This is a genomic window from Legionella clemsonensis (assembly GCF_002240035.1).
GTDB lineage: Bacteria > Pseudomonadota > Gammaproteobacteria > Legionellales > Legionellaceae > Tatlockia > Tatlockia clemsonensis.
This window is the reverse complement of the sequence record NZ_CP016397.1, coordinates 2,624,526-2,646,219: the sequence shown is the minus strand read 5'-3', so window position 1 is coordinate 2,646,219 and position 21,694 is coordinate 2,624,526. Positions and strand designations below refer to the sequence as shown.

Below are 21,694 nucleotides of genomic sequence, written 5' to 3'. Positions count from 1 at the left end.
ATGGTATTGGGTTAGTCAATTGAGTTTGTTGCTGAGCATTGTATATCAAATAAAACCCTTCGCCCCTGCGTACTGCGGCTTGTCCGCAGCATGCAGATTAACTTTAGGTAAAAACTAATCAGCACTTGCGATGTCATTTAAAATTTGGGGCGCGCGCTAGTGTTGATCAAAATACTCAGAAGTCACGCCATAAATAGAACAGGCCAATTTTTTATCTGATTTCTTTTCCCATTCCGGATTACTTAAAACTTCAATAGCATTTTGATAACCCGTATTTAAACGAACATTAATTGCAGAACGAATAAAGTTATAATCTTTAAACGAATGCGAATAAGGTGTGCCATTATAAATTATATGCACCACACTGAATCGTTTCTCATGACCTAACTCCAGAATCTTTTTTACTTCAGGGTCTTCTTTAACGTCGGAGGGTAATTTGTTCCCTAAATAATTAATTGCTGCCTGTAAATTTTGTCGGCTAGTATACACATTGGTTAAACGTCGTGAGTGACTGGCATAACGGATATCTTTTTGACGCTCTTCGAGTTGATCCATGGTTTTTGGTAAAGGCCCTTTCAAGCTGAAACAGTCTACTACAAAACAGAGGGTATCAAGTTCTGGAAGCGCATCGAGTACGGTCACTAAAGGTGTGTTGGCATAAATACCACCATCCCAAAAATAATCTTCTCCAATTTTAATGGCAGGGAAACCTGGCGGCAACGCGCCACTTGCCATAACATGGTCTGGAGTAATGGTTATGGCCTGGTTGTTGAAAAACTCCATTTCGCCAGTGGTAACATTGACAGCGCCCAGGCAAAGGGTAATTTTTTTATCGTTAATTCGATCAAAATCAATTAATCGCTCTAAAGTATCACGTAACTCAGAGGTATCATAGTAGCTTAACTTGTCAGGGGTCTCTTGAGTAAGGGGTGACGGTGGAATTAATCGGGGTTTAAAAAAACCATCTAAGCCAAAAAAGACAGAATATAAAGCACCCAAGCGATTATGGAGATGATGAGTCCAGTCAAAAGCATCATAATGGGTTTGGAAGTCAAGCCATAATCTGGGGGCAATGGTATCCCAAAATTCAAATAACCTACTCACCTGCTTGTCACGGGGATTACCTGCGATGATAGCACTGTTAATGGCTCCAATAGATACACCTGCGATAAAATTGGGATGATAACCTTGCTCATGAATGGCACGGAAAGCGCCTACTTGATAAGCACCCAGTGCGCCGCCACCCTGAAAGACACAAGCAATTCGATCATAAGTTTGTTTGGCATTTTTTGTTTTTTCAGGTTTATTAAGTAAACCCAGTGCATTTTTATGAACAGGTTTATTGTCTTTTCCCAAGGCACGTTTTACCATTCCATCAGCTCCCAAATTCCTTGTATAAAGAAGAGTATATAACAAATCGACTGTTACAGTAGCAAGCTTTAGGCAAATATGCTAAACATGTACTTATTAGCCCGGAGGGTGGCCTACAGCGCCATCGGCTATTGATATTCTGGTGATAAGGCAAATTATTTTTTAACAAGCGTCTAAAAGAGCATGAATAAAATATAGTTGAATGAAGATTTGGATTGATGGTGATGCCTGCCCTAAGGCAATTAAACAGATTGTATTCCGTGCAGCGGTAAAGCGTGAAGTGATGGTTATCATGGTGGCAAATCGTCTGGTGACGATTCCTCCTTCCCCTCTTATTAAGCGAGTGCAAGTAGAATCCGGGTTTGACAAGGCGGATAAATATATTGTTACGCACATAGAAGCTCTGGATTTAGTGATTACTGCCGATATTATTTTGGCCGATGAAGTCATTACAAAAGCAGGTCGCGCCCTTAGTCCACGAGGTATTCTTTTTTCGCCAAATAATATCAAGCAGACTTTAACGATGCGTCATTTAAATGAATCTCTGCGAGAATGTGGGCTTATAAGAGGGGGATTAGAGGCATTAAGTTCTAAGGAAATTCAAAATTTCTCCAATCATCTGGATAGACTTATTACACTATCTCATTAAGATCAGTTGTTTATAGGTAAATCGCTCAGCTTAAAGGATAATTAAGGTGAATAATTAAAATTTTCGAAGAAATTCTCATCTGCTTGCTCGTCACCCAAATAAATTTCTCCTCTAATAGAGGTGCTAATAAAATCTCTATTTGTTTGGCAATAGTGTTTAAAGGAAGCCAACGTTTTTTCCTCTTTGAGAGAGTTAAGCGCTTTCTCGATTTCTACTGGAGCGGTCATCTTTGCCTCTGCTTGAAAGAAGTTTTCTTGCAGATCTGCATCAGCTTGCAAAAAACCCTCTTCTATCAGTTGAGATATTCGTTTGTGGAGGGCGTCTTTTAATGCAATATCTTCTTCATCGAGGATATCCTTCACCTGAATTAAAAAAATTAGATCATCTGAGTGAAGCGTTTTATTCATTAAAAAATCAATTCGTTGCCGAAGTATCTCGACTTGTTGATGATATTGATCGTCCTGTTTGAAATGATTTCTTGCTTCAATTAAAGGAATAATGTTATCTAAGCAATAAATATATTGATAGAGAGATTGGTTACTACTAAATTGGATTAATTCTCTTAGAATTAGTTTTTGCTCCAGTTCAGATAAGCAAGTGAACGTGTTAGTGATTGACGGGGTATCCTGAAAAAATTCATCAAAGCTCTGATTAGACAACGCTCGATAATAGTTAAAATCTAAGGCAACAGAAAACTCAGGCGTTAGAAATAATTCTTCTTCATGCTGCTGAGAAGTTGCTTCTGGTTGAGGGCTAACAAAGTCTACTACGTGAGCAGGCGTCATTACGCTGATGCTGCTCTCCTGTCGTTCGGATGGATAAGTGATTGTTTGCTTCTCTGCGTGTAATTTATTTAATCGTTTTTCCAAGCTAAAAAAAATCTCTTGCTTGAGTCTATTTTTAGAGGGTTGGGAAAAATAGATCTTATGTATTAGTATCATCTGAGCTTCTTCTATGAGCGCTGTATCAGAAATAAGGTTGATGTATTGCGTTGCAAACCCTGTATTTTCTGTATGGATTAGGGAGGCCAGGATCATTGGTAGAAAATTTTTTGCTGTTTTAAAATCCAGTAAAAGGGCATTTTGTAAAAAATTCCTGCGCCACATGGAATTGGAGATATAGTGAAAGGGGCTTTTTAAGGCAATGAGAAAAACGTCAACCACAGTGTCTAACGAAAGAGAGTACTGCCTATCCTCGAGTGTAACACTACCATCGCACAGCAACTGCTGTAGATTATTATCTCGCCACAACTTGTCAACCACCTGGTTGTCAAATTCAGAGAGTGCGCTTTTAAAAACATCAATTTGATCAGCAAAAAAAGCAGCCTGCTTATCATTGGACGTAATAGAATTCAACATCGTTTATCCTCTAAAATGCCTCCCTCAATCCATGCTTTATATTGGGCGTCTGAGAGAATCAAAAAATGAGTACGTATTGTAGCCTACCATATTACGAGGTTAATTCTATTCACTGAGTTTTCCTACACAGGGATGGATAATTTTTATTGATGAACTATAAAAGCTATTTTAAGTAAGGTCTACCGCTTTAAGCTTAATTAATGCCTGGGCCAAAGGCATCAGTGGTAGACCAAGGATCGTGCTTTCGTTTCCTTGTATGTCAGTAAATAGCCATTTAGCCAAGCCTTCGAAATGATAAGCACCGCAACTGTGGTAGGGTTGTTCTTGCTTTAAATAAGCATCAATGGTGTTATCATTCAGCTCGCGCATGGTAAGGGTTGCAATGTCGTGATCTTGCCAAAGCAGATCCCCGGCTTTGGCAATACAATAAGCCGACAATTGCTGATGTGTTTTACCACGTAACAGACGAAGATGGGTAACTGCTACTGCGTGGCTGAGCGGTTTATCGAGGTATTTATCACCAATGATGCAAAGTTGATCGGCTGCAATGATAAAATGATTAGGATAGCGACTACTGACTTCAAGGGCTTTGTATTGTGCGAGAGTACTTGCTAATTCGAGCATCGATGCGGTTTTTAACGCTTTCTTTATAACTTCTTCATCGCAGACTGCGGGCACGACATCAAAATTAATTCCCAGCGAGGTTAAAAGTTGTATGCGAATTTTAGACGCCGAAGCCAAAATAATAGGGTTTTGCGTTAAAAATTTAGACATAGGCTGCTACCGAGGCCATAAGAAGAAAACCAATGATAACAAAACTGAAATCACGCAAGTTACAGCAACGCTCAACCATTACACAGCGTTCAAGACCATGAAGTGTCCCTAAATAAAGAAAAGTGCCTGCCGATGCGGAAATCAAAATAGGATCAAATAAAGAATCTGTTTCAACACCATGGCCAAAATACCAGCCAATAAAAATTCCCAAAGGCGTCATTAAACAAAAGCTTAAGAAGAATGCCAGACTCTGCCTGCGCGTTAAAGAACTCTTGTTAAGTTGCACGGCTATCGCAAAACTTTCTGCCCACTTATGAGTAATGATGGCAAGAAAGAGCATGATAACCATTGAGTTGCTATGGTTAAAACCCAGAGCTGTTCCCAGCATAATTGAATGAACTGAAAGCATGGACCAGGCTAGAATGGCAAAAGCAGGATGGGAGGCGTCATGATGATGGTACAATTCCTTCCCTAAATGCTCAAACCATAAAAAGATTAAAAACACCGCGCCAGTAATAATAAAGGCAAAGGGGTAATGATAACCCAGTTCTTGAAAAAGCGAACTGGACTCTGGCAGCATGTGTAACAAAGCCGCTCCTAGAAAAACTCCGGTTGCCAATGTTTCACCAATAGGAAAATCGATATGTCCTTCTCCCTGGATCCGCTTTTTAAATGGATACCAGCCCGCCAAAAGGATGACGACAAAAAGTACCAAAGCAAAAATTAGTTTTAAAGTGGCCGTCGCCATACACGCATCCCCTTATGAAGCACGTACTACATTAATGGGTTGTCCATTAAGAAAGTGAATAATATTTTCACAAACTACATTTAGCAAGCGTTTTCGTGCAGCAACGGAAGCCCAGGCAATATGAGGTGTAATAATACAATTGGGTAAACCGATTAAAGGATGACTGGCAGCAGGAGGTTCCTGACTTAGAACATCAACATAGGCGGCGCTGAGCTGTTTGTTTTTCAAGGCCTGGGCCAAATCCAGTTCATTCACTAAACCACCTCGGCTAGTATTAATCAGAATAGCTGTTGGTTTCATCAAGTGAAGCGTCTCTTGATTAATAACATGGTGGGTTGAGTCGGTTAAAGGACAGTGCAAGCTTAGCACATCACTTTGCGTGAATAGATCGGTCAGGGTCACCCAGGTAGCCAGATTACCAGTAAAAATAGAGGGCTTATGGGCAATAACACGCATTCCCAGGGCATTAGCTATCAGGGCCACTTTCTGTGCAACTCTACCATAACCCATTAACCCCAGCGTCATACCTGCCAATTCCGTCACCGGATTCAACCAATAAGCAAAATAAGGTTGACTCTGCCAGTCTCCGCGTTGGATGGAGTGATTATGGGCTTCTACATGATTTGTATGAGTAAGCAATAAAGCGAACACATGTTGGGCTACACTATCCGTGCTGTAATCAGGAACATTGCTAACCACAATATTATGCTGGGCTGCTGCTTTGACATCGATATTGTCGACACCTGTTGCCGTTTCTCCGATATAGCGCAGTTTCGGAAGTTGAGCAAAATGCTCTGCAGTTAATTTCACTTTATTAGTGATTAAGATTTCCGCATCAAGAGCACGCTCAATCACAAGTTCAGCAGGTGTGTTATCATAAAAACTTACCTCGCCGAGCTCATTTAGTACTTCCAGAGATAAACCATCATTAATTAACGGTTTGGAATCTAGAACTGCAATTTTAATTTTTTTCATTATGCAATGTCCCTGCTGCCAAAAAAAAGCGTACCTGTATCGGATATGTCTCGGAATTTAGATCGTTGAAAATACGATCGTTAAGGGCGCTCCAATCGGCATACTCTTGAGAGAAAATGAGGTCAATTGTCAGTGCGCCATCCAGATAATGGATCGTCCAGTTTAACAGCTCTGGGTAATCTTTTTGCCAATGAATAATGAATTGTTGCTGTAAGTCTTCGCGGCTTGGTAAATGAAGTGAAGGACAGGAAATTTCATCGTCCTCCGGATCAACATGAACAGTAACATCTTTGACGCGCTTCATTTGATTCACCAGCGCCTGATGAACATGTTGTGCTATAAAGTGTCCTTCCGAGACAGAGATATAGGGTGAGACAAGAATGTGGACATCAATTAACACATCGCCCCCCATTAAGCGGCTGCGCAACTGGTGAATTCGCTCAACACCATGTACGGCCTGAATAATGGATTCTATTTTTTTTAAGATCTCAGGATCTACGGCAGTATCAATTAACTCCTTAACACTGCCCCAGCCGTAACTCATTCCCATCCTGATAATCATAAAAGCAACGATGACGGCCGCTACTGCATCAAAATAGAGAAACCCCAGCATCGTTCCAATAAGGCCAAGAGAAACGACGATAGAAGAGGCCGCATCTGAACGATGATGCCAGGCATTGGCAATCACCAGTGATGATTGAATGCGTTTTCCTACATGATGAGTCCAATGAAATAACATTTCGTTGGCAAGCACAGAGAGCAAGGCAATAGGGAGAGCAATCCAATCGGGATAATCATGCGAACCACTGATAATTTCATTGATTGAGTCCCAGGCAATACCAATACCAGCAAGAATAAGTAGTAAAGCAAGAAGCATGGTAGCGGCAGTTTCTATACGTTGATGTCCATAAGGGTGTGAAGCATCAGCATCCTGACTGCCATATTTTGAAGCAAACACCACCATCAAATCAGTAAAAAGATCGGAAAAGGAATGAATGCCGTCAGCAACGAGTGCATGCGAGTGAAAAAAGGATCCGCCAACAAGTTTAATTAATCCCAAAATCGCATTCACTACAGCACCAATGAGTGTAACTTTTTTAGCCTGCAGGTAGCGATCTTGTTGAGTCATTCCTTGTCCTTGATTAATTCGAGCGTAATCTGTATTTCACCATTGACTTCTTTGCATTCAATAAGCTTATGGCCATTGATTCGGCACCAACAAGGCAGATCATGCTGAGAACCAGGATCAGTAGCAATGATAGTTAATGTATCGCCATGCGCAAGTTTTTTTGCCATGTTTTGCGTTTTAATGACTGGCATGGGGCATAACAATCGACGAGCATCTAAATCGTAATGAGCCATAACCATCCCTCATAAATACCAGGTCTGAGGAATTTCCTCAGCACGCATCGGTTGTACGGTTAAAATTTGTTGTTGTCCATCCAAATGAGTTAGCGCAACTTCTACAGAGCTTTCTTCACGTCCTGAACAAAAACGTCCTGCAATTCGCGCACAGGTAATCAAATCATCAGGTTGGGGGTCTCCTTCGATAAGAATCATTGGGCCGCGGTGATTACGAATCTGCATATGTAGAAATTGCTTACGGTAGCCAGTTAGAAAATTACTTTCAGCCTCATCACGAGCAATAATCAGCTTATAATGTGGCAAAGGGCGGATATGTCTACCTGCTTTTAGTAAAATAATATCTTCAAGATCATAATCACGTGTTGCTCGATGTTCCCACATGTCTCGCAGACGACGAGTATAATTCTCATCCGTTAGCACGCAGCATCCACCTGCTGGCTGGGCAAACTCCTCAATTGCCATCGACGCAGCAAGCCCTAATTGCGGTTTGCGATTGCGCCCCTTAAAATCATATAAGGCTTCTCGATTAACCCATCCTTCACGTTCTGGCAAAGTGGCAGGAAGCAACTTTGCACACAGTGGTCGTAGAAGGCGATCTTCTGCCCCTGATTTTTCCGCAATCAAGGGCATGGTTGCACTACGTTGCGATTTTGGACGTTGTCCGACTACCTCGCCGGTGATGATGAAGTCAAAGTTATTTTCCAACATCCACTTGTAAGCTTCCTGCACCATAAAAATTTTACAATCCAAACAAGGATTTATATTTTTGCCATAGCCATGTTTAGGATTAAGTAAAATTTCTTTATACGGTTCAACGATATCAATAATATGAAGTTGGATGCCTAATTGTTCGGCCACCCAAAGCGCATCATTACGCAACGGCTTTTCCGTTTTACGATTACGGATAGCCGAAGTATGGCCTGAATGGCAAAAACCGGTATAAAAATTTATTCCTTCAACATGAATGCCTTGCTCCTGGACTACTTTAACCGCCAGCATGGAATCCAGTCCGCCCGAAATCAACGCTACTGCTTTACGCTTTGATGACATGAGAAAGCCTGATAATAAAATGACCAATATTTTAACCGTTCCTGGCTGTGGGTCAAGTTGCGGCATCGAATAGGCTACCGGAAGCAATGCAATGTGATAACTCAGAACAGATTACCAATCATTATTTGTTCTTCAAACTCTTGTTCTTCAAGTCTCAGTTCTTCAAGTCTTTGTTCCTTAATTATCTGTTTTTCAAGTTGTAACTCGAGAAAGATAAAGTCCATTGTTCTTCTTTTACATAACTCCTTCATGGCGGCTAAATCATAGCCTGCGATCTCGTAAGCCCATCCTCGCAAAAGGTTCGGCATCCCGTTCGACTGACCGATATAGCCTTTAAATACTGCAAAATCAATTCCCAATTTAGAGTTTGCACTAAACCAATTTTCATACTTTCTGGTTTTACAGTTGTAATATTTATTTAATGAGTGTGGTCGGGTGGTAAACTTAGGGATAGGATAAAAAGGCACAGGTGAGCAGTATTCATAAACAACATGCATAGGGAGAAGTTGTTGTGCGCCACCCACATCTTTCTCCCATTGCTTATCAATCGCATCCCAATCTTTTGTTTCGGGTGCATTTAAATTCACTCGAGCTTGCAACGCTTTAATGATGGTGGTTTCAAAATTAAAATGTTTCTCTGTGAATTTTTTGCCATGAAGCCAGTAGCTAATACCCTCTGTATCTATTTGATGATATTGCGAGCGTAATTTTGTTAATGCCTCTTTTCTCTTTTCGTTTTGGGGTAAACATTCAAGCATTGTTCTCCACATATGTTTGTCCAGTGCCCAAAGTGCGTATTCAAAACCACTGATATGCTCAAAGGAGCGACCAGAGCAATCTATCACCGATCCTTTTTTAACGAGTATACTAATGTCTTGTTTTAGCATCTCACAAACAACCTCATGTTCGCCGCGGACAACATGATGTAAAAATTTATTTACAGCATCGGCCTTCGTAGGGCTGGCAAAATTTTTAAAAAATATATCTGGGTAAGAGCCTCCAATCGCATAGTTGTTGATATGTTCCATGATTTCAAAGGGGAGGTTTCCTAATGGACAAGTATTCCCAACTTCATCCTGCTCAGCAGTTCTTTGTGCTTGTGCCATTAAACGGGCATTCTTTTGCGTGTTTTTTTGCTGTTTGATGGCATCTAAGTCTTCTCCCTGAAAATCACGAATAATGAGATTATCAAGATCTGGAAAACGCTTTTGGATGGCTCTGCGTTGATCAAAAGTCATATTTATTAATTCATAATGATATAGTTCAATTGATATAATATTTTCCGGGATTGCAGCAAAATCATTTTCAAGATTCTCCTCGAAGGCTGTGTCGATAAAATTCTTGCTCAACACAAGACTTTGTAGAGATGAGTTTTTTGAAACTGCAAAAGCTGATGCCAGGTTTGAATCTGGTTTATACCAAAGCTTGTTACTTGATAAATCAAGGTGGGTTATCTTCGTGTCTCTTATTCCCGTAAAAACACCTTCCAATTGAATTACTAATTTTAAATCATTGTTCCCTAAATCAAGATGTGTAACCTCCGTATTCCTCAAGGCAGGCAAGGCCTTGGCCAGCTTTTGTGCAGGATTTTCTTCTCCAAAAAACTCAGAACCTTGATGAATTCTCCATTTTGCCAGTTGCTCCATTTTTTCCCCAAAACCATTTTGTCTTAAATTTAGGTGAGTAACTTGCGAGCCTTGTAGGGCAGAGAAGAGTCTTATCAACGAAGCACTTGATTTTAAACAAAGCGAAGTGAGTGACAGGTCAAGATGGGTGATCTCTGTATCTTTTAGGGCGCTAATAATTTCAGCTTGCTCATCGTCAGAGTAGTCAGCAAGCATGTAACTCAGTTTTAGATGCTTTATCCCTTTGTTCTTCAATTCGCTAAGAATTGCTATAACATCCTTTGCTGACAGTGACGCAAGTTTATCAGGGAATGATTTAAATTGATGAAGTTCACTCAAACTGAAACTTGTTTCACCGGCTTCAGCCAGAGCGTGTATTTTGTTTATTAATTCTTTTTTTGACATAGTAAATTTCCTCAAGCAATCGATAAAGCCCAAAAGATTCCTTTAACGTTCATAGCAAGTACCCTAGGATTTGATGGCATAGCGTTGAAAACAGAAACGAAGAGCTTGGTGTTTATCTAAATTTGGTTTTGAGGTAAAAAAGAGGCGTCATTGTTCGCTGAACTAAAGATACAATTTACTCGTTCTTTACCTCAGCGACCAACCCGTTTATTAATTAAAACTTGGTGAGAAAACCAGTTCTTCAATTATCCTGGTGAAGAAGACAGGTCGCATTACTGTTACAGTAATTGGCCAATATTAAAAAAACATGATCTTTTTGTCAAATATTCTTTCATATTAAGGGTTTCGTATAGCAACGCGGTGGGTTAATTGTTGTTTGATAATGACACAAATGACAAAATCTACGCATTGTAACCTTGCGCTTATTTTTCAAGGATTTTTTTGTTCTGTGCACAGAATTATCCACAGATTTTGTGGATAATTCAAAGTCGGTTGTGATTAGAGAAAATTCAGAAGAATCTATATAATAAAAGGCTTCTAATAATTAAGTGAGCAAATAATAACGAAATAAGAAATTAAGGGATGGGAAGTTATCCACAGGTAGGGTATGCAAGTGAATATAAGAATGGCCTAGCTATCTTAGCAAAGAAAAAAAGAAAAAACAGCCTTGACTTATAAAATTCCTTTGTACATGACAAAATCTGTCATGTACAGAGATAAAATTCTCAGATAAAAGTGAGGATTAAACCCATTTATTATTATCCTTGCAAAAATTGCTCAAAATCCCCTAACCAACGCTTGGCAATCCGTCGGGCCAATTGCGGTTGTTCTTCAACTAATTGTTTCGCAGTTTTTGCTACCAGGGGTAAAAGAGCCTGATCGCGTTGTAAGTCTGCTATTTTAAATTGGTGATAGCCAGTTTGACGTGTTCCTAATACTTCGCCTGCGCCACGTAATTGGAGATCTTTTTCGGCAATAACAAAACCATCTGTTGTCGAACGCATCACGCGTAAACGTTCAGCACCAAGCTGGGACAGCGGCGCTTGATACAGGAGTAAACAATGTGATTGTGCGCTACCTCTACCCACTCGGCCACGCAATTGATGTAATTGTGACAAACCTAGTCGTTCAGCATTCTCAATAATCATTAGGCTGGCATTGGGGACATCAACTCCCACTTCGATCACTGTAGTTGCCACCAAAAGATCAATTTCACCCTCTTTAAAAGCAATCATCGTCGCTTCTTTTTCGATAGCTTTCATCCGCCCATGTACCAAGCCAATTTTAGCCTCAGGTAACTGCTGCTGAAGAGTTTGTGCCGTTGCTGTAGCTGCCATGCATTGCAGTTTCTCTGACTCTTCAATCAAGGTACAAACCCAGTAAGCCTGACGTCCGCTGGTAATAGCCGCTTTTAGACGTTCAATGACAGGTTCCCTTTTTTCCTGACTCAATACGGCGGTAGCTACTGGTGTGCGCCCGGGAGGCAGTTCATCTATAATCGATAAATCAAGGTGGGCGAATTGGGTCATCGCCAAGGTTCTTGGAATTGGAGTCGCTGTCATTAATAATTGATGAGGAATAATTGCAGCCCTCTGGCCTTTTTGTTGTAACAACAGGCGCTGTTCAACTCCAAAGCGATGTTGTTCATCAATAATGACCAGGCCAAGTTTGGCAAATTGTACTTCCTCTTGGAATAAAGCATGGGTACCAATGAGTAATTGACATTCACCACTTAAGAGTTTTGTTAATGTGTCTCGACGCTCAGAAACTTTCATTTTTCCATTGAGACGACAGCAGATTAGTCCAAGACGGGAAAGCCAGGATTGAAGATTGGTTGCGTGCTGCTCGCTCAGTAACTCAGTTGGTGCCATAAAAGCCACTTGATAGCCGCTGGCTATTGCTTGTAGAGCGGCTAATGCTGCTACCACTGTTTTTCCTGATCCTACATCACCTTGTACGAGACGAAGCATAGGTTGGACTTGAGCTAGATCTTGGGCTATTTCTTCACTAACACGTTGTTGTGCAGCAGTTAAAGTAAAAGGCAACTGTGTAAGAAATTCCTGGCGTAATGGGTGCTCATGCGGGAAAACAGGGGCGATAAGTGTTTTCCGATGTTGTTTTGCAAACTGCAAACTTAAACGTTGTGCTAATAACTCATCAAAAGCAAGACGTTTTAAGGCAGGGTGCTCACCTTCTTCAAGTGCTGCCAGTGAAGTATCAGGAGGTGGGTTATGCAGTAATGCAATGGCTTCTGCTATTGAGTAGAAGTGATTGTCATTTATTTCTTCTGGCTTCATCCATTCAAGGGCGGCCAATTGATCATGATAGTCATGCAAGGCAACTTTAACCAACTGCCGTAAACGGCTTTGACTAAGTCCTTGTGTAGCAGGGTAAATTGGTGTGAGCGTTTCATCAACGATGCATTCTTTGTCATTTGCTAATAGTTGATATTCAGGATGAATCATTTCAAGTACATTGGCGAATTCACGTACCTCACCAAAGGCTCGAATTAAATAAGACTCATTAAGTGCTTTAACTTGCTGCTTGTTAAAATGAAAAAAACGCAGCTTTAAAATCCCTGTTTTATCTTCAACATAACAGTTAAGCATCATGCGTTTACCGTATTTTATTTCGGTTTTACAGACTCTACCCGCAATGACACACCAGTCATTAGGACGTAAATCGCAGATAGCGGTAATTCGGGTTCTATCCTGGTAGCGGTAGGGCAAATGGAATAGCAAATCAGCAATAGTATAAATGCCGCACTTGACCAGTTTATTAGCCAGCGCGGGGCCAACCCCAGCTAAAATTTCACAAGATTGCTGTAACACAGTAGGATTTATTTTAAAAAAAATTGATAATAACAGAAAATAGCTTCCTGTGACTTTATTATGGTAAAAAACGTTGAGGATAAAAAAGGACATCCCATCATCGCATTTACAGCAGGCCTGATTCTTGTTTCCCTCATAGGCTATCTGCTTATTGCTGGGCGTAGTTTATTAATTCCTCTGGTTATTGCTATTTTTATCTGGCATTTGCTCAATACTATTAATAATGCTGTTCAGCGGACCCCATTCATAGGGGGACATTTGCCTAATTGGCTGAGTATGATTCTGGCTTTATTGGTGGTTGCATTATTGGTAAAAATTTTAATTGATATCATTACCAATAATGTGAATGATGTTATTGCTGCCTCATCGCGATACCAGGAAAACTTAACCAGCATTGTTAATAATATGGATCAGCGTTTTCATATTAGAACATTGGCGAATGTAGACAATTTTATTCAAGGTTTGAGTGTACAGCGTCTTTTAGTCAATATTTATGGTGTCTTTACAGTAATTACGGGTTCTGCTGTTCTTATTGCATTGTATGTCATTTTTTTATTTGTGGAGCAGCATTTCTTTCGACAAAAGCTTAATGCGCTTATTTCTCGTGATGGTCATCGCCAATTAGTAAATAATATCATTACGCATATTGTTAAAGATACCCAAACTTACATGGGATTAAAAACGCTGCTCAGCCTCATTACTGCAATGACAAGTTGGATCATCATGAAATCAGTGGGATTGGATTTCGCAGAGTTTTGGGCCTTATTGATATTCTTCCTCAACTTTATACCTAATATAGGCGCTATTATTGCAACGGCCTTTCCAATGCTATTGGCTTTAATACAGTTTCAGACTTGGGTGCCTTTTATTATTATCACTTCAGGAATTGTGGCCATTCAATTTATTATCGGTAATTTAGTAGAGCCCCGCTTTTTAGGAAAATCATTAAATTTAAGTCCCCTGGTTATTTTAATTGCGCTGGCATTATGGGGGGCTATATGGGGGATTTTAGGGATGTTTTTATCGGTTCCTATTACAGTAATGATGATGATTATTTTTGCTCATTTTGATGCAACACGCCCGATAGCTATTATGCTGTCGCAAGATGGCTACATCAAAAAAGCTTATGAAACAGTATAAGTGAGCATCTATACTTAACTATAAGCTCATTAAAATGGATTTATGTATGAAAACTTATCAAAATCCACAGCCCTATGCTGTAGAAGAGGCGAATAAACCCAAAAAGAAACCGAGTAATCTGGCTGGCTCAAAACATCGAGTAAAAAATAAAACCAAAAAAGAGTCCAGCAAAGATATCTTTAAAAATGAAAGTGAGGAGCAAGCCTGGCAAGAAGTTCTTGAAAAGCATAAGTTGTAATTGACAATTTGAATTGGAATTTACAGGGGAGGGGGCACATGCAGTAATATCTGCCGAATTCAATCTTCTGTGCAACCTAATCCTTTATCCGATCGTAAGTATGAATGCACGTGTATTTTTTGCAATTAGTTTTTCAGAAGAGCTTCAGCAGATGTTTAACGACATTTTAACCGTGCTGCGATCTGCTATTCCTGAAAAAGCAGTACGGTGGACTCCAATCCATAACCTTCATATTACCTTAGGTTTTTTGGGAAGCATTCGTGTTAAACATATACCGGAGCTGATAGAGCAGGCAAATCAGGCTCTAAGTAATACGCCAGCCTTTTCTCTGCGGTTTGGAAAATTGGAATTATTCCCCAGTGCTGCAAAGCCACACGTGATTTCTTTGGCCGTCATATCTGAAAAAATATTGCAAGACGTGGTTAACAGTTTACGCCGGGCTATTTTGGCCACGCATTATCCTGTAGAGGAGCGAGCATTTCGTGGTCATTTAACGCTGGGGCGTTTGCAAAACATTCATGGGGATAGGGAGTGGCTTAAAAAGCTTGAATTACCTCCTGTTCCTGAAATTAAAGTGACTCGAGTCGATTTATTGGAAAGTAAACTCGGCAAAGGCCCTGCCAATTATGTTGCTTTAGCGCATTTTCATTTAAATTAAGCGAAGCAATATAGGATAGTGAGCATAAAAACTCACTCATTTACCCTGAAGAAAATTAAATTTTAGAGGCATAAATTTATTGGGTGCATCAATTGATTCATTATTTATAATTGTTATTTTTTATAAAGAGGATGGCGCTTAAAAAATACTTTTTTTTTTGAATAAAAAAGCGAATTCTAATTTGCTACAGCGTTTATTAAATACTATCTTTACTGTGAGTCCAATTAGATTTTTGGATAAGCCATGAACCACCATTATACAGCTAAAATTTATTCAAAGGATGCGGAAATAGAGCGTAAATCAGGCGATGATGTTGAAGAACTTTATCTATGGATGCTGACTTATGTGAATGGAAAAGGTTGTGGGACTCATGGAGAGATTTTTGATAATATAACGGAAGAAGTTGTCAGAACATTTAAAAAAAGTCCTATCGAATAAAAAAATTTTCTGAATGACAAAAAGCACTCCCTGCGTCTCTGTAGCCAGTTATCTGCTTTGTCTTTTCGCGTAAAATCAAAGGGTGCTGGTACCCGCCTCTTTGTCAATATTTTGAACATAAAAGATTTCCTCTTTTGCCTACTTGCAGAACATCCATAGGCTCTTACTATCAGGATCTATGTTTGGATTCTGCGCATGAGCCGTGGAATATAGCTCTAACTGGGGTGCGCCAAATTTAGAGGGGTAATTGGTGCTATTAGAGATGTTTCCCTGCTATACTTTGCATCTGATGTGAAAAAGCGCATAATAGCTGTTTTTTGACGATTGACCTTCAGGCATTATGAAACAAACAGTTGAACATTTACTCGCACAAGCACTGAATACTTTAAAACAATCTGCTGTAATTCCACAAGATTTGGAGGTCGAGTTAAAGGTTGAGCGAGCCAAAGATAGCACTCATGGTGATTTTGCAAGTAATCTGGCGATGGCATTAGCAAAACCCTGTCGCCAAGCCCCACGAAAATTGGCTGAATTAATTGTCGATGCGATACCTGCTCATTCCGCTGTCGAAAAAATTGAAATTGCAGGCCCCGGATTTATTAATTTCTTTATGCATAGTGAAGCCCTTTCGCAAGTAGTCGCTGAAGTATTGAAACAAGGCGATCAGTTTGGTTGCAGTAATTTAGGGCAAGGGCAAAAAGTAATTGTGGAATTTGTTTCCGCAAATCCTACTGGTCCTTTGCATGTAGGTCATGGACGTGGTGCAGCTTTTGGTGCCACACTGGCTAATCTGCTTGCTGCTGCCGGCTTTGATGTCAGTCGTGAATACTATGTCAATGATGCCGGCAGACAAATGAATATTCTCGCTGTCAGCGTATGGTTGCGTTATCTGATTTTGGCAGGACAAGACATTGTTTTTCCAGCCAACGGTTATCGAGGTGATTACGTAATGGATATTGCTCAGGCATTACTGGATGAGCATGGGCATGATTTTGTATATACCTGGGAAACTGTCATTGAAGGTTTGCCACCGGATGAACCACAGGGTGGTGACAAAGAAATTTATATTGACGCTATAATTTCTCGAGCAAAAGCACTCCTTGGGGAGCAGGATTTTAAATTATTTCACCAGCATGCTCTTGATTCAGTACTGACAGATATTAAGGAAGATTTGGCTGAATTTGGTGTTGAATTTGATTGTTGGTTCTCCGAGCAGTCCTTGCTGGATAGAGGGGATATTGAAAAAGGTATTCAAGCCTTGAAAGCAGGCGGACATACTTATGAAAAAGAAGGCGCTTTATGGTTTCGTGCAACTGATTTTGGGGATGAGAAAGACAGAGTCCTCGTGCGTGCAAATGGCCATACCACCTATTTTGCTTCGGATGTTGCCTATCATTGGAATAAATACGATCGAGGATTTGCACGGGTTATAGATATTTTTGGTGCTGATCATCACGGTTATGTAACTCGAGTAAAGGCAGCTGTTAAAGCCTTAGGTCACGATGAGAATGCCGTCGATGTATTATTGGTGCAATTTGCTATTCTTTATCGTGGTGGCGAACGGGTACAAATGTCAACTCGTAGCGGTTCTTTTGTCACTTTGCGTGAATTACGAGAAGAAGTAGGTAACGATGCAGCTCGTTTCTTTTATGTAACGCGAAAGCCAGAACAGCATATGGACTTTGATTTGGACTTGGCCAAATCAGAATCCAGTGATAATCCAGTTTATTATATTCAATATGCTCATGCTCGAATAAGTTCTGTTTTAAGACAATTAAAAGAGCGTGGTCTAAGTTGGGATACAATGGTTGGACTTAATCATATTGAGTTATTAATTGAGCCACAAGAAACAGTGCTTATGACATTAATTAGTCGCTATCCTGAAGTGATCGAAGCTTCTGCCAAGGCTTGCGAACCGCATCAGTTGGCTTACTATTTACGTGAACTGGCGAATGGATTACATAGTTACTACAACGCAATACAATTATTATGTGAACAAGATACATTAAGAAGTGCTCGTCTGTGCTTACTGGCAGCAGTGCAGCAGGTCTTGCGCAATGGTTTAGGTTTACTTGGTGTATCAACTCCCGAGAGCATGTGATGGCAAAGGACTACGGCAAACGAAGACAAGGTAGGCAGAAAAGTAGTGCTCCTAAACAATTTTTATGGATTGTGGCTTCTTTTCTATGCGGTTATCTGACAGCGAATATATTTGATTTTAGCAGTCTGAATAATTGGGTGCATAAAAATGTTTTGGCACAAGATGAGCCAGAACCGCAACCAAAAGCTGTTGCCAAACAAGAAACGCTGCCAAAGCCAAAATTTGAGTTTTATACTTTATTAGCGAAGGATCATAGTCCACCAACTGTCTTGCCACGACCTGCATTGGCAACACCAGCCAAGCCTGCAATGCCACCACAATCTTCACAGATAGCTGCTCCGGTAACGGTGGCAAAAGCTCCTGCTATGACTTCGCAGGTGAAGGCGCCAGTAACGGAAGCAAAGCCTTTGACCGCTACAACTATAACGAACAAGTTAAAAGAATCATATTTGGTGCAGATGGCTTCCTTTAAGAATAAGCAGGAGGCCGAACGTTTAAAGGCTTCCCTGACTTTAAGGGGATTTGATGTTCACATTGTTGCGGCTTCACCACAGCAAGGCGGTTGGTTTAGAGTAATTCTTGGTCCTTATAAGTCCAAAATGGAAGCTGAAAAAATTCAGCTTGCTGTTGCTCATAGTGAACATATTAAGGGGATTGTGCGCAAGTTGGATGCTTAATTGCCGCCTACTGTGCTTTAGTGTTTCCAGGATTTGTGGACTTGGCTATGACGCCGACGTGCCGGATTTTTAATAGGAATTTGTCAATAGCCTCTAATCTTTTATTGTCATTTTCAAATGTGACGTGAGGGTAGCTGCAGCAGCCCTGGTAATGACAAGAGCTTTGATTGAAGAGTATTACTATGTTTGATATTTATGAATTTGATGTGCCTTCGGCCACCTGTGAAAGTTGCATAGCTTCTATTTTACATCCGTTGCAGCAGGAAGAATTTAAGCGTAACTCAGGAATAATTGTTGAAGCACATCAGTTCAATCGATTAAAAAGAACACTCAAACTACAAATAAAACGCAGTAATAAAAAAAGGGAAGAAATAACCGATCTTCTAAAAAAAGAGATAACGGAAGCAGGCTTTCCCTGTATTCCAATACCCTCTAAAACCGCTTTACCTCAGGCTTTACCTAAAATGTCCTGGTATAAGCAGTTGCTCACTTCAAATTGGTTTTTAGGCGGACTTGGAACTGGCAGCGGAATAATCCTGTTAATTCTCTCAACCGTTTTTACAGGTGGTCTGCCTCTAATTGCAATGATTGGTATTGGGACCTTCAGTACAGCCTTAACACTTACTCTGGGAGCTCCTTTTTATTATCAAGCCGCAAACAATTTGTTCAGGGCGAAAAATTTAACCATGGACACTCTGTTCACGGTAAGTACTTTAACGGTGGTTACGGTTTCTCTTCTTTCCTTTGCGCTACCCTGGCTCCCGATGATGTTTGAGGCAGGTTTGCTTATATTTGGCTTTCGTTATTTGGGTTTGGCTATCGAAGAAACCATTACCCAATCCATTGGTGCGGAAAAAAATTTTACAGACAGGCTGCCTGATAAAGTAAAACTGGTTGCCGAAGAAAATGCGAGTGAATTAATTGCTATCCGCGCAGGAGAAGAATTAGAACTGGCGGCAGGAGATATTATTCCTGTTGATGGTGAGTGTCTAACTTCGGGTTTTGTTTACGACACGATCATTACCGGGGCACCTCTGCCACGAGTGGTTAAGGCTGGAGAAAAAGTATTGGCCGGCATGCGTTTGGCAGAGAATGCCTCTCCCATGAAAATTAAAGCAACTCCCATAATTATCGATTTGGAAGAAGGTGAAACGGTTCCAGTTGATGGATTTTGTGAGAACGATTGTTTTATTGAGGATGAAGAGACGAAGAATGCCAGAAAAGTGTGTGAGGGTGAACCACTATTTGCAGGCACACGTTTAAACTCGGCAGCAAAATTAAAAGTAACGGCAGTGGCCACTTATACTTATTTGCACCGGTTGGATAGGAATAACGAACGGGCACAATTTGAAAAAGCACCTATTCAAGAAACAACGGCGCGCGTACTGCAATACTTTGTGCCTGCTGTTATTTTCCTGGCGATGTTCTGCGGAGTAATCATCAGTTTCTTTTTCCCCCTCACATCGGCGTTGCAAAGTGCTATTTCTGTTCTGGTTTCTGCTTGTCCTTGTACTCTGGGCTTGATTACTCCCCTTGCAGTAAAAATTGGTATTAATAAGGCTGCAGAACATGGTGTACAATTCAAGAGTGCAAGAGAACTTGAGGCCGCAGATAGTGTTAATGCCATAGTTTTTGATATTCATGGCACCCTCACTAAAGGCATACCTGAGGTCACTGACTATCGCTATGATCCCCGTTTAAGCAGTAAAAAAGAAGTGTTTAGTTATTTTGCCGCGCTGGAGAAAAACTCTCGACATCCCATCGCCAAAGCGATAGTGAGCTATGTGAATAATGAGGAAATTGAACAATATACCGCGAATGAGCTGGATAACTCAAATCATTCTGGTATCAAAGCAAAAATTATTCGCCAGGTTAATACTGAAGACGCCATGGAAGAAGTAATTATTGGTAATCAGACCATAATGGAAGAAAATGGGATTGATGTCTCCACACAGCAAGAGTATTTACCTGGTAATGGTGGTCAATCAGTGATTTATCTTGCACGTAATAAACAAATATTAGGTTGCATGCTGCTGTCTGATCCTCTACGCGAACACGCCAAAGAAACTATTGCTGCACTCACCCAAATGGGTAAGAAAATATTTATTTGTACGGGTGCAGATAAAAACACAGCTAGGCGCATCACAGCTTTACTTAACATTCCTTTTGAAAATGTCGCTTATGGATGTGTGGGAATTTCCGAGAATTCTCAGGATAATTCTAAAATTGCCTTTATCAAGAAACTTGAGGCAGAAGGTTACCATGTAGCCATGGTTGGCGATGCTGCCAATGATTCAGCGGCTGTGGCTCGTAGTTTTGGCATTGCTATCAAATCTCAAGTAGCAGATGAAATTACCCAACAACAAGCAAGCGCAGTTATACATGGGAATTCTTTAAAACCGATTGTCAATGTTTTTACTGTTGCAAGACAGACTGTTGCCAATATTCGCCAAAATCTTGGGTTTAGTCTGGTATATAACATGGCCTCCATGCTATTAACAGGTGGCTTGTTGGTGGCATTGGGTTTTACGATAAATCCTGCAGTCGGTGTAGTCTTAATGATTTTACAAACCAGCCTTATTTTAATGAATGCTTACCGTTTTAAAATTCAAAGTCTGGAACAATCAACGCAGGAAAAAGTGGTGATGAATAATGTGGAATGCTCCGAATCGTATGGATGCTTTAATAGGCTTTTCGGCAGAAAGCCGGAAGTGCAATCGGCTTACACCCTGCAAACAGAACAAAATAACAGGCTTCCCTTTTCTAAAGTCCTCTCCAAAACTATTGAAGATGATGAAGTTAAATTATCACAGCGCTTTACAATTAGCGGGTTACAGTAACTCGAATGTCGCTGGCATTCTTGATGGCATGAGGTTTACTTACACTAACAGTTAATTGCGGGATAGCAAATTCCTGTTTAATTAAATTCGCAACCTTGTCTGCAACCGTTTCTATAAGACAGAAAGAGTGCGATTCAATATAAGCGGTAACAGTTTGACAAAGTTTGTCGTAATCAATCGTGTTGGTAATATCATCATTGCAGGCAGTGAAGTTGCCTGGTATGGAGATATCTATATATAAACGTTGTAATATTTGTTGTTCCCAAGCGTGAACCCCAATACGAGTTAACACGCACAAACCTTTTATCTGAAGAAGATCCATGATTATCTCCTCCTCATACTTTCAAGCATCCTGGAGTACTTCGCTTACATTAATAAATCGCAGCAGCGTAACAATATTCTTTAATTAGGGCAATCTTTCTTTATAGGAAGTCAGGGCACAATCATATTT

19 protein-coding genes are annotated in these 21,694 nt (G+C 40.4%); 8 read left to right on the top strand and 11 right to left on the bottom strand.

Translation table 11 applies throughout. From position 1 onward, the window contains the following. Positions 1-156: 156 nt before the first annotated feature. Complete coding sequence (locus clem_RS11610; protein WP_094091711.1) at positions 157-1,371, bottom strand: DUF3734 domain-containing protein; 1,215 nt, start codon at positions 1,369-1,371, stop codon at positions 157-159. 202 nt (positions 1,372-1,573) lie between these two features. Here clem_RS11610 and clem_RS11605 point away from each other — a divergent pair, with 202 nt between their 5' ends. After that, positions 1,574-2,020 carry a YaiI/YqxD family protein gene (locus tag clem_RS11605; protein ID WP_094091710.1) on the top strand — a complete coding sequence of 149 codons (447 nt, stop codon included), beginning with the start codon at positions 1,574-1,576 and terminating at the stop codon, positions 2,018-2,020. 41 nt (positions 2,021-2,061) lie between these two features. On the opposite strand, the gene clem_RS11600 is transcribed toward clem_RS11605, so the two are convergent. The 9 genes from clem_RS11600 to recG all read right to left on the bottom strand — a co-directional run bounded on the left by clem_RS11600 (position 2,062) and on the right by recG (position 13,151). Continuing rightward, positions 2,062-3,378 carry a hypothetical protein gene (locus tag clem_RS11600; RefSeq protein ID WP_094091709.1) on the bottom strand — a complete coding sequence of 439 codons (1,317 nt, stop codon included), beginning with the start codon at positions 3,376-3,378 and terminating at the stop codon, positions 2,062-2,064. A gap of 168 nt (positions 3,379-3,546) precedes the next feature. Beyond that, on the bottom strand, positions 3,547-4,152 hold the full coding sequence (locus tag clem_RS11595; protein ID WP_094091708.1) for a Maf family protein: 606 nt from the start codon (positions 4,150-4,152) through the stop codon (positions 3,547-3,549). Beyond that, entirely contained in the window at positions 4,145-4,900 is a 756-nt protein-coding gene (locus clem_RS11590) for a ZIP family metal transporter (protein ID WP_094091707.1), read from the bottom strand. The genes clem_RS11595 and clem_RS11590 overlap by 8 nt, the downstream gene beginning before the upstream one ends. Positions 4,901-4,912: 12 nt before the next feature. Continuing rightward, on the bottom strand, positions 4,913-5,875 hold the full coding sequence (locus clem_RS11585) for a D-2-hydroxyacid dehydrogenase (RefSeq protein ID WP_094091706.1): 963 nt from the start codon (positions 5,873-5,875) through the stop codon (positions 4,913-4,915). Continuing rightward, a complete protein-coding gene (locus clem_RS11580) occupies positions 5,862-7,004 on the bottom strand; it encodes a cation diffusion facilitator family transporter (RefSeq protein ID WP_094091705.1) in 1,143 nt (380 codons plus the stop codon). The genes clem_RS11585 and clem_RS11580 overlap by 14 nt, the downstream gene beginning before the upstream one ends. Beyond that, the gene (locus tag clem_RS11575) at positions 7,001-7,237 is read right to left on the bottom strand and encodes a sulfurtransferase TusA family protein (protein ID WP_094091704.1); all 237 of its coding nucleotides are present in this window, start codon (positions 7,235-7,237) and stop codon (positions 7,001-7,003) included. The genes clem_RS11580 and clem_RS11575 overlap by 4 nt, the downstream gene beginning before the upstream one ends. 9 nt (positions 7,238-7,246) lie before the next feature. Then, on the bottom strand, positions 7,247-8,290 hold the full coding sequence (locus clem_RS11570; RefSeq protein WP_094092344.1) for a tRNA (5-methylaminomethyl-2-thiouridylate)-methyltransferase: 1,044 nt from the start codon (positions 8,288-8,290) through the stop codon (positions 7,247-7,249). 101 nt (positions 8,291-8,391) lie between these two features. After that, entirely contained in the window at positions 8,392-9,936 is a 1,545-nt protein-coding gene (locus tag clem_RS11565; protein WP_157698239.1) for a leucine-rich repeat domain-containing protein, read from the bottom strand. A 1,142-nt stretch (positions 9,937-11,078) separates the two neighbouring features. Then, entirely contained in the window at positions 11,079-13,151 is a 2,073-nt protein-coding gene (gene recG / locus clem_RS11560) for an ATP-dependent DNA helicase RecG (protein WP_094091702.1), read from the bottom strand. Positions 13,152-13,211: 60 nt separating this feature from the next. Between recG and clem_RS11555 the strand changes: the two genes are divergently transcribed. From clem_RS11555 to clem_RS11525, 7 genes are all read left to right on the top strand, one after another. After that, on the top strand, positions 13,212-14,291 hold the full coding sequence (locus clem_RS11555; RefSeq protein WP_094091701.1) for an AI-2E family transporter: 1,080 nt from the start codon (positions 13,212-13,214) through the stop codon (positions 14,289-14,291). A gap of 46 nt (positions 14,292-14,337) precedes the next feature. Further along, positions 14,338-14,529, top strand: coding sequence for a hypothetical protein (locus tag clem_RS11550; protein WP_094091700.1), 192 nt, complete (start codon positions 14,338-14,340; stop codon positions 14,527-14,529). Between the two features lie 100 nt (positions 14,530-14,629). Continuing rightward, positions 14,630-15,187 (top strand): RNA 2',3'-cyclic phosphodiesterase, encoded by a 558-nt coding sequence (gene thpR, locus clem_RS11545; protein WP_094091699.1) that lies wholly within the window; start codon positions 14,630-14,632, stop codon positions 15,185-15,187. Positions 15,188-15,430: 243 nt separating this feature from the next. Further along, a complete protein-coding gene (locus tag clem_RS11540; RefSeq protein WP_094091698.1) occupies positions 15,431-15,625 on the top strand; it encodes a hypothetical protein in 195 nt (64 codons plus the stop codon). Between the two features lie 340 nt (positions 15,626-15,965). After that, on the top strand, positions 15,966-17,726 hold the full coding sequence (gene argS, locus clem_RS11535) for an arginine--tRNA ligase (RefSeq protein ID WP_094091697.1): 1,761 nt from the start codon (positions 15,966-15,968) through the stop codon (positions 17,724-17,726). Continuing rightward, positions 17,726-18,403 (top strand): SPOR domain-containing protein, encoded by a 678-nt coding sequence (locus tag clem_RS11530; protein WP_094091696.1) that lies wholly within the window; start codon positions 17,726-17,728, stop codon positions 18,401-18,403. Before argS ends, clem_RS11530 begins: the two co-directional genes overlap by 1 nt. A gap of 182 nt (positions 18,404-18,585) precedes the next feature. Continuing rightward, on the top strand, positions 18,586-21,243 hold the full coding sequence (locus clem_RS11525; RefSeq protein WP_094091695.1) for a heavy metal translocating P-type ATPase: 2,658 nt from the start codon (positions 18,586-18,588) through the stop codon (positions 21,241-21,243). Here clem_RS11525 and folB read toward each other — a convergent pair. Next, positions 21,227-21,565, bottom strand: a complete 339-nt coding sequence (folB, locus tag clem_RS11520) for a dihydroneopterin aldolase (protein ID WP_094091694.1) — start codon at positions 21,563-21,565, stop codon at positions 21,227-21,229. The genes clem_RS11525 and folB overlap by 17 nt on opposite strands. Positions 21,566-21,694 lie beyond the last annotated feature (129 nt).